This is a genomic window from Vibrio sp. 10N.261.55.C5, from assembly GCF_041470505.1.
Lineage (GTDB): Bacteria > Pseudomonadota > Gammaproteobacteria > Enterobacterales > Vibrionaceae > Vibrio > Vibrio crassostreae_C.
The window spans coordinates 31,667-46,277 of record NZ_JBFRMS010000036.1; the positions used below are offsets into that span (position 1 = coordinate 31,667).

At 47.2% G+C, this 14,611-nt stretch carries 10 protein-coding genes; 3 read left to right on the forward strand and 7 right to left on the reverse strand.

Features of this window, described 5'->3' with window-relative positions; translation table 11 throughout:
- Positions 1-129: 129 nt before the first annotated feature.
- Together AB4263_RS14345 and AB4263_RS14350 are read right to left on the reverse strand one after the other, a co-directional pair.
- Entirely contained in the window at positions 130-762 is a 633-nt protein-coding gene (locus tag AB4263_RS14345; RefSeq protein ID WP_017062708.1) for a 3'-5' exonuclease, read from the reverse strand.
- A 10-nt stretch (positions 763-772) separates the two neighbouring features.
- Complete coding sequence (locus AB4263_RS14350) at positions 773-2,605, reverse strand: DUF294 nucleotidyltransferase-like domain-containing protein (RefSeq protein ID WP_372098434.1); 1,833 nt, start codon at positions 2,603-2,605, stop codon at positions 773-775.
- A gap of 232 nt (positions 2,606-2,837) precedes the next feature.
- Here AB4263_RS14350 and AB4263_RS14355 point away from each other — a divergent pair, with 232 nt between their 5' ends.
- On the forward strand, positions 2,838-4,034 hold the full coding sequence (locus AB4263_RS14355; protein WP_017062710.1) for a 3-phenylpropionate MFS transporter: 1,197 nt from the start codon (positions 2,838-2,840) through the stop codon (positions 4,032-4,034).
- Between the two features lie 117 nt (positions 4,035-4,151).
- Positions 4,152-7,583, forward strand: a complete 3,432-nt coding sequence (locus AB4263_RS14360) for a PAS domain-containing hybrid sensor histidine kinase/response regulator (protein ID WP_136974344.1) — start codon at positions 4,152-4,154, stop codon at positions 7,581-7,583.
- 117 nt (positions 7,584-7,700) lie between these two features.
- On the opposite strand, the gene AB4263_RS14365 is transcribed toward AB4263_RS14360, so the two are convergent.
- From AB4263_RS14365 to AB4263_RS14380, 4 genes are all read right to left on the reverse strand, one after another.
- Positions 7,701-9,086 carry a class II fumarate hydratase gene (locus AB4263_RS14365; RefSeq protein WP_372098409.1) on the reverse strand — a complete coding sequence of 462 codons (1,386 nt, stop codon included), beginning with the start codon at positions 9,084-9,086 and terminating at the stop codon, positions 7,701-7,703.
- A gap of 12 nt (positions 9,087-9,098) precedes the next feature.
- Entirely contained in the window at positions 9,099-9,485 is a 387-nt protein-coding gene (locus tag AB4263_RS14370; protein WP_372098410.1) for a hypothetical protein, read from the reverse strand.
- Between the two features lie 200 nt (positions 9,486-9,685).
- Entirely contained in the window at positions 9,686-11,389 is a 1,704-nt protein-coding gene (locus AB4263_RS14375; RefSeq protein ID WP_102394136.1) for a sodium:solute symporter family protein, read from the reverse strand.
- A 10-nt stretch (positions 11,390-11,399) separates the two neighbouring features.
- Entirely contained in the window at positions 11,400-11,666 is a 267-nt protein-coding gene (locus AB4263_RS14380) for a DUF4212 domain-containing protein (protein WP_010435433.1), read from the reverse strand.
- A 448-nt stretch (positions 11,667-12,114) separates the two neighbouring features.
- On the opposite strand from AB4263_RS14380, the gene AB4263_RS14385 reads away from it, so the two are divergent.
- A complete protein-coding gene (locus AB4263_RS14385; RefSeq protein WP_372098411.1) occupies positions 12,115-13,866 on the forward strand; it encodes a potassium/proton antiporter in 1,752 nt (583 codons plus the stop codon).
- Here AB4263_RS14385 and AB4263_RS14390 read toward each other — a convergent pair.
- The gene (locus AB4263_RS14390) at positions 13,863-14,492 is read right to left on the reverse strand and encodes a response regulator transcription factor (RefSeq protein WP_017062717.1); all 630 of its coding nucleotides are present in this window, start codon (positions 14,490-14,492) and stop codon (positions 13,863-13,865) included. The two genes, AB4263_RS14385 and AB4263_RS14390, sit on opposite strands and share 4 nt — an antisense overlap.
- Positions 14,493-14,611: the final 119 nt, after the last annotated feature.

The following is a 14,611-nucleotide window of genomic DNA, read 5'->3' on the forward strand; positions in this document are numbered from 1 at the left end:
ATCACTCTCGGCTAGGACGGCGATTTCCACAATTAGACTTTAGGATGAGACGCTGCTTTTCACTTACAAAATAGCGAGTTAAGTTCAATTTTGAGATGTTGCTCTCTATGTGAAGCGCCAGTGGTTGAATTAAGAATAAGAAGAGTTGAAACGGGGAAGGTCACCATGTTTCAGGCGCACAAAGATCAGCGCAGCGGAGATAGCGTCTTGTAATGCATCATGTTTATTGACCGGGATAGGTAAATCGAGTTGGCGACAGATGGCGTCCATACTGAGATCAAAATAGGCATTGGGCAGCTGTCTTTCGAGTTTGTCTTGATAGAGTTGGCTCACTTCGACTAATCGGTTAGGCAGTGGAAATCCAAGCTGTTTTAAACAGGCGCGGTCGAGAATTTTTTTATCATAGCGGATGTGATAGCCGACTAAAGGACGATTTCCAATGAAGTTCAGTAGCTCGATTAAAGCCTGTTTTTCTTCGATGCCGTGCTTTAGATCTTGATGACGGATACGGTGGATTTTTATTGAATTGCAATCGAGCGATTGGGGGGCGCGCAACCGGACTTCAAAAGGTTGGCTGGTAATGATTCGGTTACCGATGATCTTGGTCGCGGCAATGGTAACTAATTCTGCCTGATTGGGATCTAGGCTGGTGGTTTCACAATCGAGCGATACATATTCATGATCAATAGGCGCGGTAAACAGAGGCTGATAGAGGGAGCCTTTGAGCTTGTGATGCCAGTAATAGCGAACCAACCTATTCATCGTTCAATGCCTAATCCCGTATCTGATAGTGGTAGCCGAGCCATTGCTTGAATTTCTTCACCACGTGCAGGCTATGACGAAGCAGATCCCTGTCTGCTCGTTCCATCAGTTTGACGTTAATCTTGTTGCTGCTGTGCTGCTGAGAAAGCCTTTGGGCTAAGCGCCACTTAAAGAATTGCTTGAGTGCTTCACTGAGATTATCGGCAGTACTTTGCTCTAATACTTTCTTGCTGACCAGCTGCTCAATGCGTTCGAAGGTGTTGTTGACCGTGACACCATGTTCTAGGCAAAGCGCTCTCACACCATGCACGATAGGGAAAATACCGCCTTGTTTGATATCGAGTCCGGACTTAGATTGCTTCACATTACCAAACAGGGTCAGGGGAACTGAGAAGTTCAGCGCCGGGCGGCAGAACTCCGTCAGAATCAATTCTTGTCCGAGCATTAAATCACTGAGGTGCTGCTTTACAGGTTTTAATAACTCTCTATTCCCCGCTACTGCGTGTGCATCTGCCATGATCGCGATATCCATCACGGTGTCTGGCGTGGCTTTTTTTACCCAATGGGTGAGGGTTTGTTTCCACTCTTGTTCTGAATGCACCCATTTCGGATTGTTGACCATTACGTTGCCCGGGCACAGTGGGTAACCCAATTGTTGAAGGGTATGGGTGAGGTCGTTCATGGTACTTTGGCATTGATGCCATTCCAAACCATCTTGAATAATCAGAGCGTTGTCTTGATCGGTTTTGAGAATTTGTTCTCCACGCCCCTCAGAACCCAACACGATTAGGCAGCAATGATTATGCAGTGCAGGTGGGATCACCAACTCAAAAGCCTTCTCTATGATCTGTTCGTTGACCGCAGAAATCAGCTCCATGATAAAGCGTGTGCGAATCCCATTACTGAGCAAGCTCTCGACCAGTTGACGTTGTTTGTTGGATGCCATTGCCAATTCTTCAACGCTGGTGGCGCGCGCAATACGCAAAGTAAGAACGTGGGAGTGTGTGGAGAATGCACTGAGAATCTGTGTCATATCCACCATGCCGACCGCATTTTTACCATCACAAACCATCAACCTTTTTACTCGATTTCTGGTCATGGTAATCATGGCGTTAAATAAGAAATCGCCTTGGTTCACGTGCATCACCGGAAACGTTGCGATCTCACCGACAGGCGCATCCAGTGTGAAATTATCGAGCATCACAGCATGCAATAAATTGGTTCGAGTGACGATTCCATACGACAAGGAACATGATGATCCAAAAGCTTTTGGATCATTATGTTCCAAATGGACTAGGGCCGAGTCTAACCCTTGTTCTTTAAGGGTTTGAGTGACTTGGTTGATCGGTTGGTTTGGTTCAAGTATCAGTGGTGGGTGATAGATAGAGTCATCCACTTTGGTTAATATAAACTCGGCAAGATTCTGTTGCTGCTGGGCGGCTTCTATCAAAGCTTTTCGTGTTGATAGGTTGCTATCAAAGTAGGCAGCGAATTGGCCATTGGCGTGGTAAAGCTCAAGAAAAATATCGGTGGGCAGCAGATAACTTAATGTATCTTCGAGTGCGATATATTGGTGTTTGGTGTGGGGTTCAAACTGGCTGCGGACATCAAAAATATCGTCATTGGCATAGTGTGCGTAAATCTCACCATCACTGCTCGCGCGCTCTTCAACAGCTCCTTTGATCAAAATATGCAGGTGTCGGCTCGGCCTTTCAGCTTCCAGTATCACTTCTTGAGAGCGGTAATACACCACGTCTAATGAAGAGCGAAGCTTCAACTGTTCGGCGTCGGACAGGCTATCGAAGGGCGGGTGCTGCATATTAAATTTGTCAGGCATAAGCATCACAAGAAGAAATGGGAGTCTTTAATCAGTCTGACAAAATACCAGCGAAGCTCCAGACGACTTTAGTCTAAATGCGAGTATGAGTATTGATGAGCGTGAAATCTCTTGTTGAAATGCGATATCCAGACCCATTGAATATGGGAATACTATCCCAGTAATAATTCCCTTTTTCATCGTATGCGAGATAGGCATAATTGGTGCTGCCTTTTTCCGCACACTTTATAGGTCATTTATGTTTAGCCCTTCACCCTATGGCTGGATCTCTCAGTATTTTCTTGGTTTCTTTTTTGCGTATGGCGTGTATTTGCCATTTTGGGCGTTGTGGTTTGAAGACCAAGGCGTGTCTGCTGGTGATATTGGCGTATTGATTGGTATCGGCTTTGCGACTCGTTGTGTGGCCAACTTAGTGATTACGCCGCGTATCCATAAAGTGGAACACTTGATGCCAGCGCTACGCTGTTTGAGTTTCGCTGCGCTGCTGTTTGTCGGTTTCCACTTCTTCACCGGTGGCAGCTTTATACTGATGTTGTTGGCAACGGTACTGTTTAACCTCTGTTGTGGGCCGATCATTCCTCTTTCTGATGCGATGGCTAACCATTACAGTCGTTTGAAAATGCTCGACTACGGCCGAACTCGTCTTTGGGGATCAATTGCCTTTATCGCAGGTTCAACGGTTGTTGGCTATTTGGTGGCACAATTCGGCACTGACATGATTTTGTATACTGCGCTTGCCGGTGTGTTGCTGTCATTGATTCTTGCGATGAGAAACCCCAATGTGATGCCAGTAACACAATCTGAGCAACAAGCGGCGCGACCAAAACTAGGTGAACTGCTGCGTGAGTCGTCAGTGGTAAAGTTTTTAGCCTTGATGGCGCTGCTGCAAGGTAGTCATGCGGCTTACTACAGTTTTAGTGCGATTTATTGGAAAGAAGCGGGTCACTCAGAAGCTATCATCGGTTATTTGTGGAGTTTAGGTGTTGTTGCTGAAGTGGCCGTATTTGCTCTGAGTAAGCGATTATTCTCAGGCTGGTCACTGCGTACTTTGTTTGTCGTCGCGGCTATTGGGGTGATGGCGCGTTGGGGTATAACCGCATCAACCACGGCGATTTTTGCACTGGTGATGGTGCAGTTGCTGCACGGTGTGACATTTGCCATGGCACACATCGCCGCGATTCAATACATCCAATCTGAAGAACAAAACAAGATGGTTGCGCTACAAGCCCTGTATAACGCGATTCCATTAGGTGCCTTTATTGCACTGATGACCACCTTAAGTGGTTGGGGTTATGAGCTTTGGGGCGCAAATATCTTCTGGGGCATGGCTGCAATGGGTGCACTTGCTCTGTTCATTAAGTTGGATGAAAGAAGTTCAGTGGTTGAGATTAATCAATCAGATTCGGAACAGTCAGAATCTCACAGCAAATGCTGATAATTAGAGTCTAAAGCACAGAATTTAAGCGATGCGATTGAGTTAATCACCCATCCTTAGTTAAATGAAACCTCTCCCTTATGGAGAGGTTTTTTTATGGATGAAAAAGGGTTTTCAATGCAAGGATGGATAGTAATTCCAGTCTCTTTAGCCTACTTGGGCGTGTTATTTCTGATCGCTTGGTATGGAGACAGGCAGGTTCGTTGGCTATCGCGTTGGCGCCCGTGGATCTATAGCCTTTCGATTGCCGTGTATTGTACCTCTTGGACCTTCTATGGAACGGTCGGGCAGGCGAGTAACAACCCTTGGTCTTTTTTACCCATTTACCTCGCCCCGATTCTAGTCTTTACACTAGGCTGGCGGATCTTGGCGCGGCTGATCCTGATTGCGAAGCGGGAACATATCACCTCCATTGCCGACTTTATCGCGGCTCGTTATGGAAAATCTCAGGGCTTAGCGGTGGCGGTGACGGTTATCGCCGTGGTTGGTATCCTTCCTTATATTGCTCTGCAACTGCGTGGTATTACCATGGGGTTGGATATTGTTGCACCCAACCTAGCGGCTGACTTCGGTTATCAGGACTATCATGTGTCTTGGTTTGTGGTCGGTGCTTTGGCTATTTTCACCATGCTGTTTGGTACAAGACACATTGATAACACAGAGCATCACCGTGGCATGATGATGGCGGTGGCGTTTGAATCCATCGTTAAGCTCGCGGCATTCCTGATCGTTGGCCTATTCATCATGTATCTGGCGATGAGCAGCGACAAGATCGACTTGCTTGATGTGGCGGCTTCCACCTACGAATCACCCAATATTCCGACCTTAATTATTCATACCGTTTTGACCATGTTGGCGATTGTCTGTCTGCCACGCCAGTTCCATACCATGGTGGTAGAGAACGAACGTCCTCAAGACCTGCATACCGCTCGTTGGTTGTTTCCGCTTTACCTGATTTTGATGGGACTGTTCGTGCTGCCAATTGCTTGGGCAGGACAAGGACTACTTACTGGTATGCCAGCGGATACCTATGTGATCAGTGTGCCAATGTCAGAAGGCGCTAATCACATTGCCTTGCTGGCTTTCCTTGGTGGTACGTCTGCGGCAAGTGGCATGGTGATAGTGTCGACCATCGCCTTGGCGATCATGGTGTCGAATGATTTAGTGATGCCATTGTTACTGCGCCGTATGCGCCTAACTCAAAGAACCCATCGACACTTTTCTGGCCTGCTATTGGTGATTCGCCGCGGGCTAATTTTACTGCTGTTACTGGGTGCTTGGCTGTTTTATCAGGCGCTCGATACCATCCATTCACTTTCAGCGATTGGCTTTCTTTCCTTTGCTGCGATTGCTCAATTCGCGCCAGCACTTATTGGTGGTTTGTACTGGCGCCCGGGTAACCGCAAGGGCGTGTATGTCGGCTTAATGGTGGGCTCGTTGATTTGGCTGATTACCTTGATGAGCCAAACCAGCATGTTGGCTGGCGACAGTGAAAGTAACCTTTTACTGTGGATTATCACGCCGCCAGAACTGCTCAGTAGCTGGAATATCAGCAGTTCAAACTGGGGCATTGTGCTGAGTATTGTACTTAATACCTTGTGCTATGCCGTGGTTTCGATGACGACTCGCCCAAGCCTAAGTGAGCGCTTACAATCAGCAGCATTTGTTGGCACGCCGCTGCCTGAAAACGAGAATATCAGCCTTTACCAGAACCGAGTGACGGTCGCTGAATTAGAGATGCTGGCGTCGCGTTTTGTAGGCCGTAAGCGTGCCAAAAGTGCCTTACACAGCTATTGGCAACAACACGGTCAGCCGCTGCTTCCTAATCAACAAGCGCCTGCAAGTCTGATTCGACACGCAGAGCGCGTGCTCGCCGGAGTATTCGGTGCTTCGTCTGCTAAGTTAGTACTTACTTCCGCTTTACAGGGAAGAAACATGCAGCTTGAAGAAGTCGCGACCATCGTGGATGAAGCTTCGGAACTGTACGACTTCAGCCGTGGTTTACTGCAAGGAGCGATTGAACATATTGGCCAAGGCATCGCAGTAATCGACAAACAAATGAGGTTGGTGGCATGGAATCAGCGTTACCTAGAGTTGTTTGAGTTCCCTGCTGGCTTGATTCAGGTTGGGCGACCCATTTCAGATGTGATTCGTCATAATGCTGAACAAGGTTTGTGTGGCCCGGGTGACCCAGAAGATCACGTTCGCCGTCGTGTTTATCACCTTGAGCAAGGAACACGACACACCTCTTCTCGTATTCGTCCTGATGGTCGAGTGATTGAGGTGCAAGGTAACCCAATGCCAAGTGGTGGTTTTGTGATGAGCTTTACCGACATCACGGTATTCCGACAAGCAGAGCAAGCGCTAAAAGATGCCAACGAAAGTTTGGAATCGAGAGTGCATGAGCGAACTCAAGAACTCGAAAAACTGAACCATCGCTTGGTAAAAGCCACGCAGATTTCGGATCAAGAATCACAATCTAAGAGTCGTTTTCTAGCCGCGGTAAGCCACGATTTGATGCAGCCGCTCAATGCCGCACGTCTATTTGCTTCGTCACTGTCTGAGGTGGCAAAAGAGCAAGAGGTGAAGCAATTGTCATCTCACATCGAGAGTGCACTTGGCGCCGCAGAAGATTTGATTGGTGACTTGCTGGATATCTCTCGATTGGAGTCCGGAAAGTTAGAAACCAACATTCACGCGATTGCCGTGCATGACGTATTAACCAATTTGAACGCGGAATTTAGCGCTCTAGCGAGACAACAGAAAATTGAGTTTAAGATGATTCCGTCGTCATTGTTCATTCATTCAGACCCTAAGCTGTTGAGGCGTGTGATTCAGAACTTTTTGACCAATGCGTTCCGCTATAACCCGGAAGGGAAAGTGGTACTGGGTGCGAGAAGAGTGAATGGACAGGTTCGAATTGATGTGTGGGATAATGGAACCGGTATCGATGAAGACAAGCAACAAGAAATCTTTGAAGAGTTTACTCGTGGCAGCCAAGTACGAGCCGATCAAGGATTGGGGTTAGGGCTGGCTATCTCGAAAGGTATTGCTCATGTGCTTGGCCATCAAATTTCGATGCGCTCATGGCCGGGGCAAGGCAGTGTCTTTTCCATCACCTTAGCTAGAGCGGAAAAAGTGGCTCCAGTTGTGCAAGCTTCGACGCCAATGGCGACCAGCGACATCGAACATCTCAAGATATTGTGTGTCGATAATGAACGAGAAATCTTAGTCGGTATGGAAAACCTGATCGGACGTTGGGGCTGTGAGGTTAAGACGGCGGTTGATTTGGTCGAAAGCTTGCAGTGCCTAGATGAGGGTTGGCTACCTGATGTGATTTTCTCTGATTACCGTTTAGATAATGGCAGAACGGGTCTCGAAGTCCTGCAGCAGTGTCGCTTGCGCCTCGGAGACTCTTTTGAAGGGGTCATCATTAGTGCCGATAGAACCGATGACATGTTGGCAGCGATAAAGGCCAACAGCTTTCGCTTTATTGCCAAGCCAGTGAAGCCACTTAAGTTAAGAGCGGTCTTGAATCGAGTGAGCTAGTTTGGGTTAACAGGCTCGGATTAGTACGTTCGTGAGCGGATAGTGAAAAGGCCTCAGATGAGGCCTTTTTTGTCTCTGTTTTTTTTGCGAACGCCGATTCGCTTGTTAATTCAATAACTAACCAGCAATGCCACCTTGTGTCAGTGTGGTTGGATCAAGCAGTTTACTGAGCTCTTCTCGGCTAAGATCGGTTTCTCTTTCTGCGACATCCAGAATTGGTAAGCCTTCTTTGTAAGCTTTCTTGGCAATATCAGCCGCCTTCAAGTAGCCAATCACAGGGTTAAGTGCGGTCACTAGGATTGGGTTCTTTGACAGTGCCAAATCGAGATTGTCTTGGCGTACCGTGAAGGTCGCGATGGCTTTGTCCGCTAAAGCGACTGAGCTGTTTGCCAATAACTCAATACTTTCCAACACGTTATGAGCAATCACTGGCAGCATCACATTAAGTTGGAAGTTACCTGATTGTCCGGCTACGGTAATGGTGGTGTCGTTGCCAATGACTTGCGCCGCCGCCATAGCTGCAGCTTCTGGAATCACAGGATTTACCTTGCCAGGCATGATCGATGAGCCTGGTTGTAGAGCCTGTAATTCAATTTCCCCTAAGCCAGCCAGCGGGCCTGAGTTCATCCAGCGAAGATCGTTTGAGATCTTGAGGATCGCAACTGCTGCAGTTTTAAGCTGACCAGAAAACGCAACGATCGCGTCTTGACTGCTGAGGTTAAAAAAGAAGTTTTCACTCGAGGTAAAACTGATCTTTGTCGATTGAGACAGGTTACTCGCAAACTTATCGGCAAAGCGTGGGTCGGCATTGATGCCCGTACCTACCGCTGTGCCACCTTGAGCAAGCGCCTTGATTGCTGGCAAACTGCTTTCAATGGCTTGCTTGGCGTGTTCAATCTGGAACTTCCAACCACCAAGATCTTGAGTAAAGGTAATCGGCATCGCATCCATTAGGTGAGTACGACCTGTTTTTACTACCTCAGCAAGCTCTTGCTGTTTAACGGTAAGTGCTGCAGAAAGGTGAGTTAATGCAGGCAACAATTTGTTTTCTGTCATCAAAGCAACGCTCACTTGGATCGCCGTTGGCACGACATCGTTACTGCTTTGACCCATGTTGACGTGATCATTGGGGTTCACGTCTCCTTGCAGTCTTCTTGAAGCGAGTGTCGCAATCACTTCGTTAGCATTCATGTTAGAGCTGGTGCCAGAGCCCGTCTGATAGACATCAATAGGGAATTGCTCGGGGTGTTTACCATCGATGATCTCTTGGCTGGCTTCGGCTATCGCGTTGGCAATATCACCTTCTAATAAGCCTAATTGAGCGTTGGTATCGGCGGCGGCTTGCTTAATTAACGCTAGTGCTTGAATAAAGCTGGTTGGCATCTTGTGCGAGCTAAACGCGAAGTTATCCGCGGCACGTTGAGTTTGTGCCTGGTATAGCGCATCGGCAGGGACTTTAACTTCGCCCATGCTGTCTTTCTCAATCCGAAATTCTTGGGTCATGTTCTATCCTTGTTAGCCAAGTGGGGCTTGGACTTGTTGTAGTGTCTGGCTGATATTCAAAAAACGCGCTTGGCCGTGCGGTTGCTGGCGGTAGTGGCGTTTTAAATAAAATAGTGGCGAGTGAATAGAGTCTAGGCAGATATGACGAAAGGCGAAACTGTGGTCAGGAGACTCAATCGCTTCAATTAAATGAAAGAAAACTTGGCGTAGATACAGTTCGCACAACAAGATGTTTTCTTGAGCGGCATGCTTTTCATAGTAAGCCGAAAGCGTCAGTGCATACTCGATATACTCTCGAATTACAAACGGCTCATGGCCTTGAACTTGTTCTAATGAAGCAAAGCGATCCTGTGCTTTGTAAAATCTCGAATAGAGAACCTGCTGCTCTTTCATCATCATCTGCATCTCTTTATTGGATGTTAATGATAATTATTATCAAATAAAATTTTAAAAACAACCCTTTGTTCATCTTTTTATAAAGTGAGCAGAAAAAGAAAAAGCCGATACACGAAGTATCGGCTTTCTGGAGTCAGTACCTAATCCCTACAATGTAAGTACTGATTCATTTTTTGCTAAACATCTTTGTTTAATGGTCGTGCTTAGTGGTCGTGAGCTTCACCTGCACCTTTCGGGTAACGGATGTTCTCAACCATATCTTGTACATCTTGTGGTACTTCAGCAGTTACTTTGTTTACAGCAATCGATACTACGAAGTTTAGACACATACCTAGCGTACCGATGCCTTCTGGGCTGATACCAAACCACCAGTTTTCAGGTGTGCTTGCTGCTGGGTTAATGAACTTGAAGTAGATGATGTAGCTTGCTGTGAAGGCAATACCTGACAACATACCTGCAATTGCGCCTTCCTTGTTCATCTTCTTGTAGAAGATACCTAGGATAATCGCTGGGAAGAAGGATGCTGCGGCTAAGCCGAAGGCAAACGCTACTACCTGTGCTACAAAGCCTGGTGGGTTAATACCTAAGTAACCGGCACCGACAATCGCGACCATGGCTGCCAGACGAGCGGCTAACAGCTCCTGCTTGTCGGTCATGTTTGGTCTGAAGCCTTTCTTCAACAAGTCATGTGAAATCGACGTTGAGATGACCAATAGTAGACCCGCGGCTGTTGATAGTGCGGCTGCTAGGCCACCGGCTGCAAGCAGTGCTACAACCCAGTTTGGTAGTTTCGCTAGCTCTGGAGAAGCCAGTACGATGATGTCACGGTTAATCTTCATCTCGTTGCGCTCATCGCCCGAGTAGAACATTTTGCCATCGCCGTTCTTATCTTCCCAACCTACTAGGCCAGTGCTTTCCCAGTTTCTGTACCAGCTTGGTGCGTCCGCTGCAGCGACACCTTGCATGTCAGGACCGTTGATTGTTTCGATCATGTTTACACGAGCGAATGCTGCAACTCCTGGTGCTGTTGTGTATAGCAATGAGATGAACAGTAGTGCCCAACCCGCTGAGATACGAGCATCACGTACTTTTGGTACCGTGAAGAAACGAATGATTACGTGTGGAAGACCCGCAGTACCGACCATTAGAGCCGCACAGATGAAGAATACATCTACCATGCTCTTGTTACCTTCGGTATAGGCGGTAAATCCGAGTTCTTCGGTCAGTCCATCCAGTTTATCAAGAAGGTAAACATCTGTGCCTGATAGCGTAGAGCCCATACCAACTTGTGGAAGTGGGTTACCTGTCATCATGATTGAGGTAAAGATTGCTGGAACAAGGAAGGCGAAAATGAGGACACAGAATTGAGCTACCTGCGTATAAGTGATGCCTTTCATGCCACCTAGTACTGCGTAGAAGAACACAATACCCATACCAATGATGATGCCTAGGTTAATATCAACTTCTAGGAAACGAGAGAATACAACGCCCACACCACGCATCTGGCCTGCAACGTACGTAAACGATACGAAGATTGCACAGAATACCGCTACCATACGTGCCGTTTTCGAGTAGTAACGCTCACCGATGAAATCAGGAACCGTAAACTGACCGAACTTACGTAGGTAAGGTGCTAAACATAGCGCAAGTAGTACATAACCACCTGTCCAACCCATTAGGTAAACCGCACCGTCGTAACCAACGAATGAGATGATACCTGCCATTGAGATGAATGATGCTGCCGACATCCAGTCAGCGGCGGTCGCCATGCCGTTTGCTACTGGGTGTACACCACCGCCAGCAACGTAGAACTCACTAGTAGACCCTGCACGAGCCCAGATTGCGATGCCGATATATACCGCGAAAGTAATACCGACGAGAATAAACGTCCAAGTTTGAATATCCATGTTCTAGCCTCTAGTCTTCCTGTACGTTGTATTTTTTGTCGAGCGCATTCATGCGGACAACGTAAATAAATATCAGCGCCACGAAGGTGTATATCGAACCTTGCTGAGCGAACCAAAATCCTAGCTTGAACCCGCCAAACTGAACGGTATTGAGGGCATCCACAAATAAGATGCCAGCGCCGTAAGACACCGCAAACCAGACCGCGAGCAGTGTTCCCATAATTCCCAAGTTTTCCTTCCAGTAGGCTTGAGCATGTTCCGTAGATTCGAACGCCATTGCCTTCTCCTTTATTCCGTTTTCGTAGAAACTGTTTTTGTGAAACCGTTTTGTAAAATAGCGTGTTAACGTAATGTTACGATTTAGAATGTAGCAAGGATAAGTCAAGGGATCTGTGCAACTTTAGTCGGGATGGTATTAGCGCTAATGTACTGAAATATGGGAGCTAGGAGACATAACCATAGAAAAATGTGATGTTAAAATGTTGTTAAATTAGCCAAAGGTCTAACAAAAAGGGATGAATTAGACTGCGAGTCATAAAATTTAACAACTAAATGACCGAGAAACGGTATTTAGCCCTGCTTATGACACGAAGCGAAACATAAGTTTGTTATAGTAACAACGGCACTTTCACCGACCGTGCCTTGCTAAACGGCAGAAGATCAACCAGCTAGTGGCAAAAGATCAACAGGCTTAAAGCTCGGATTTTATTCTTTGGGGGAACGAATTGGACGCAATAACCATTAACCACTTATTCTTGACTGGTGCCGTACTCATCGCCATCAGCGTGCTTTTCTCACAAGTGTCCTCTCGATTGGGCGTTCCTATTCTTTTGATCTTTTTGTTCGTTGGTATGTTAGCGGGTGAAGATGGACCCGGTAATATTCATTTCGATGATTACTCACTGACCTACTTGGTGAGTAACCTTGCGCTTGCCGTGATTCTGTTGGATGGCGGTATGCGAACCAAGGTGGCGAGCTTCAAGGTCGCTTTCTGGCCTTCGCTCTCGCTGGCGACGATAGGTGTCGCATGTACAGCAACCTTAACCGGATTAATGGCGGCTTGGCTGTTTGACTTGTCATTAATGCAGGGCATCTTGGTCGGGGCGATTGTTGGTTCAACCGATGCGGCAGCGGTATTCTCTTTGCTGAAAGGACAGAGTCTCAATGAGCGTGTTGGCTCAACCCTAGAGATCGAATCGGGCACTAACGACCCAATGGCGGTCTTCCTGACGGTGACCTTAATTGCGCTGTTAGGTAACCCTGACGCTGAGATGGGAATGAACTTCCTACTGCAAAGTTTTGCGATGCAGTTTGGTATCGGTACTCTTGTTGGTATTGGCGGCGGCTGGGTTCTATGGAGCTTAATCAATCGAGTACAATTGGCTGATGGCCTTTATTCCATTCTGGTACTCAGTGGGGGCGTGGCTCTGTTTGCGTTCTCTAACATGCTTGGCGGCAGCGGCATCTTATCGATTTACCTAGTGGGCTTGTTCATTGGTAATCGTCCGACGCGCTCGCGACACTCGATTCTTAATGTTCTTGATGGCATGACGTGGCTAAGCCAGATCGTGATGTTCTTGGTATTGGGTTTATTGGTGACGCCATCAACGTTGATGGACATTGCTCTGCCTGCGCTGGCACTGGCCTTCGGTATGATTTTGTTTGCTCGTCCGCTGTCGGTTTGGTTGGGTTTGCTGCCGTTCAGAAGCTTTACCACCAAGGAACGTTGGTTTGTTTCTTGGGTAGGTTTGCGTGGTGCAGTACCAATCATCTTAGCGGTATTCCCGATGATGGCAGGCCTGCCCAATGCTCAGCTGTATTTCAATATCGCGTTCTTCGTGGTTATGGTGTCGCTGATTGTTCAAGGCGGCAGCTTGATGAAAGTCGCGAGATTGGCTCAAGTGACGCTACCGCCAACGCCGACACCGATTTCTCGTACTGGCATTGAAATTTACCCTGCTAGTGAGTGGGAGATGTTTGTCTACAAGCTGAAAGAAGAGAAGTGGTGTGTGGGCGAACCACTAAAGCGTTTGTCTATGCCGGAAGGAACGCGAATTACTGCACTGTTTAGAAAGGATGCCTTGCTTCACCCATCAGGCAGCACCGTGTTAGAGGCGAACGATATCTTATGTGTGCTTGGTCAAGACAAAGATTTGGACAGCTTAAGTTCGTTGTTCAGTGAGGCGCCTCTAGCAGAAGAGACGGCACGATTCTTTGGTGACTTCTTCTTGGATGTTGAGCTATCAGTTGCGGCAGTGAGTGATTGTTATGGTATTGAACTTGGCTCGGAAGAAGAGCGAGAAATGACGCTAAAACAATTGGTTGCTCAAGAGCTTGGCGCACACTCTGTATTGGGTGATAGCTTTGAGTGGCATGACATCACTTGGGTGGTTGCAGAGATAGATGATCATAAAGTCGTCAGGTTGGGTTTATGTTTACCTAAGACGACTTTAGAAGAGGATATCAGTGAAGCTTAATTGTGGACTTCTTGTAGCAAGATAACCGCTTGAGTACGATTTTTCACATCCAGTTTACGGAAGATGGCCGTCATATGTGCTTTGATGGTCGCTTCCGAAACATTCAATTCATACGCGATTTGCTTGTTAAGCAAGCCGTCAGAAAGCATCCCTAATACCTTGTATTGCTGAGGCGTCAGTGTGGAAATCTTTTCTGCAAGGTCGCTACACGCTGCATTATTGGTGATAAGCCCTTCAGGGAAGAACGGGTCGCCATTCAGCACTTGATTCAGTGCACTCACCAACTCACGCATATCACTCGACTTAGGAATAAAGCCAAACGCACCGTGGCTCTTCACCTGAGTGACCACGCTGGCATCTTCACTGGCAGAAACCACCACAATCGGTAGATCTGGGTATTCAGCGCGCAGTTGAATTAAGCCTGACATGCCATTGGCGCCCGGCATTTTCAGATCGAGCAGTAATAGATCCGGCTCGCCTTCTTTCTTTAGCAGAGTCAGTAAGGCATCGAGAGAATCGGCCTCAAGCAGGTTCGCACCACTGATCGCCATATGAACTGACTGAAACAGGGCGTTGCGAAAGAGAGGGTGGTCATCAGCAATGATGATGGTATAGGTCGAGTCCATGACGTTCATACTTTTAACAATTTAGTTAATATTTATTATCATCCTGATTGAGTATGTGGACAATATCTATGCATTAAAAGTCTGAACCATATCGACTTTTATCCCCGGAATAAGAAAGC

Excerpts from the sequence above, each read along its gene's own strand:
- AB4263_RS14375 (WP_102394136.1), bottom strand. The coding sequence starts at position 11,389 with ATGGATATTCAAACTTGGACGTTTATTCTCGTCGGTATTACTTTCGCG.
- AB4263_RS14380 (WP_010435433.1), bottom strand. The coding sequence starts at position 11,666 with ATGGCGTTCGAATCTACGGAACATGCTCAAGCCTACTGGAAGGAAAAC.
- AB4263_RS14355 (WP_017062710.1), top strand. The coding sequence starts at position 2,838 with ATGTTTAGCCCTTCACCCTATGGCTGGATCTCTCAGTATTTTCTTGGT.
- AB4263_RS14345 (WP_017062708.1), bottom strand. The coding sequence starts at position 762 with ATGAATAGGTTGGTTCGCTATTACTGGCATCACAAGCTCAAAGGCTCC.
- AB4263_RS14350 (WP_372098434.1), bottom strand. The coding sequence starts at position 2,605 with ATGCTTATGCCTGACAAATTTAATATGCAGCACCCGCCCTTCGATAGC.
- AB4263_RS14360 (WP_136974344.1), top strand. The coding sequence starts at position 4,152 with ATGCAAGGATGGATAGTAATTCCAGTCTCTTTAGCCTACTTGGGCGTG.
- AB4263_RS14365 (WP_372098409.1), bottom strand. The coding sequence starts at position 9,086 with ATGACCCAAGAATTTCGGATTGAGAAAGACAGCATGGGCGAAGTTAAA.
- AB4263_RS14390 (WP_017062717.1), bottom strand. The coding sequence starts at position 14,492 with ATGGACTCGACCTATACCATCATCATTGCTGATGACCACCCTCTCTTT.
- AB4263_RS14370 (WP_372098410.1), bottom strand. The coding sequence starts at position 9,485 with ATGATGATGAAAGAGCAGCAGGTTCTCTATTCGAGATTTTACAAAGCA.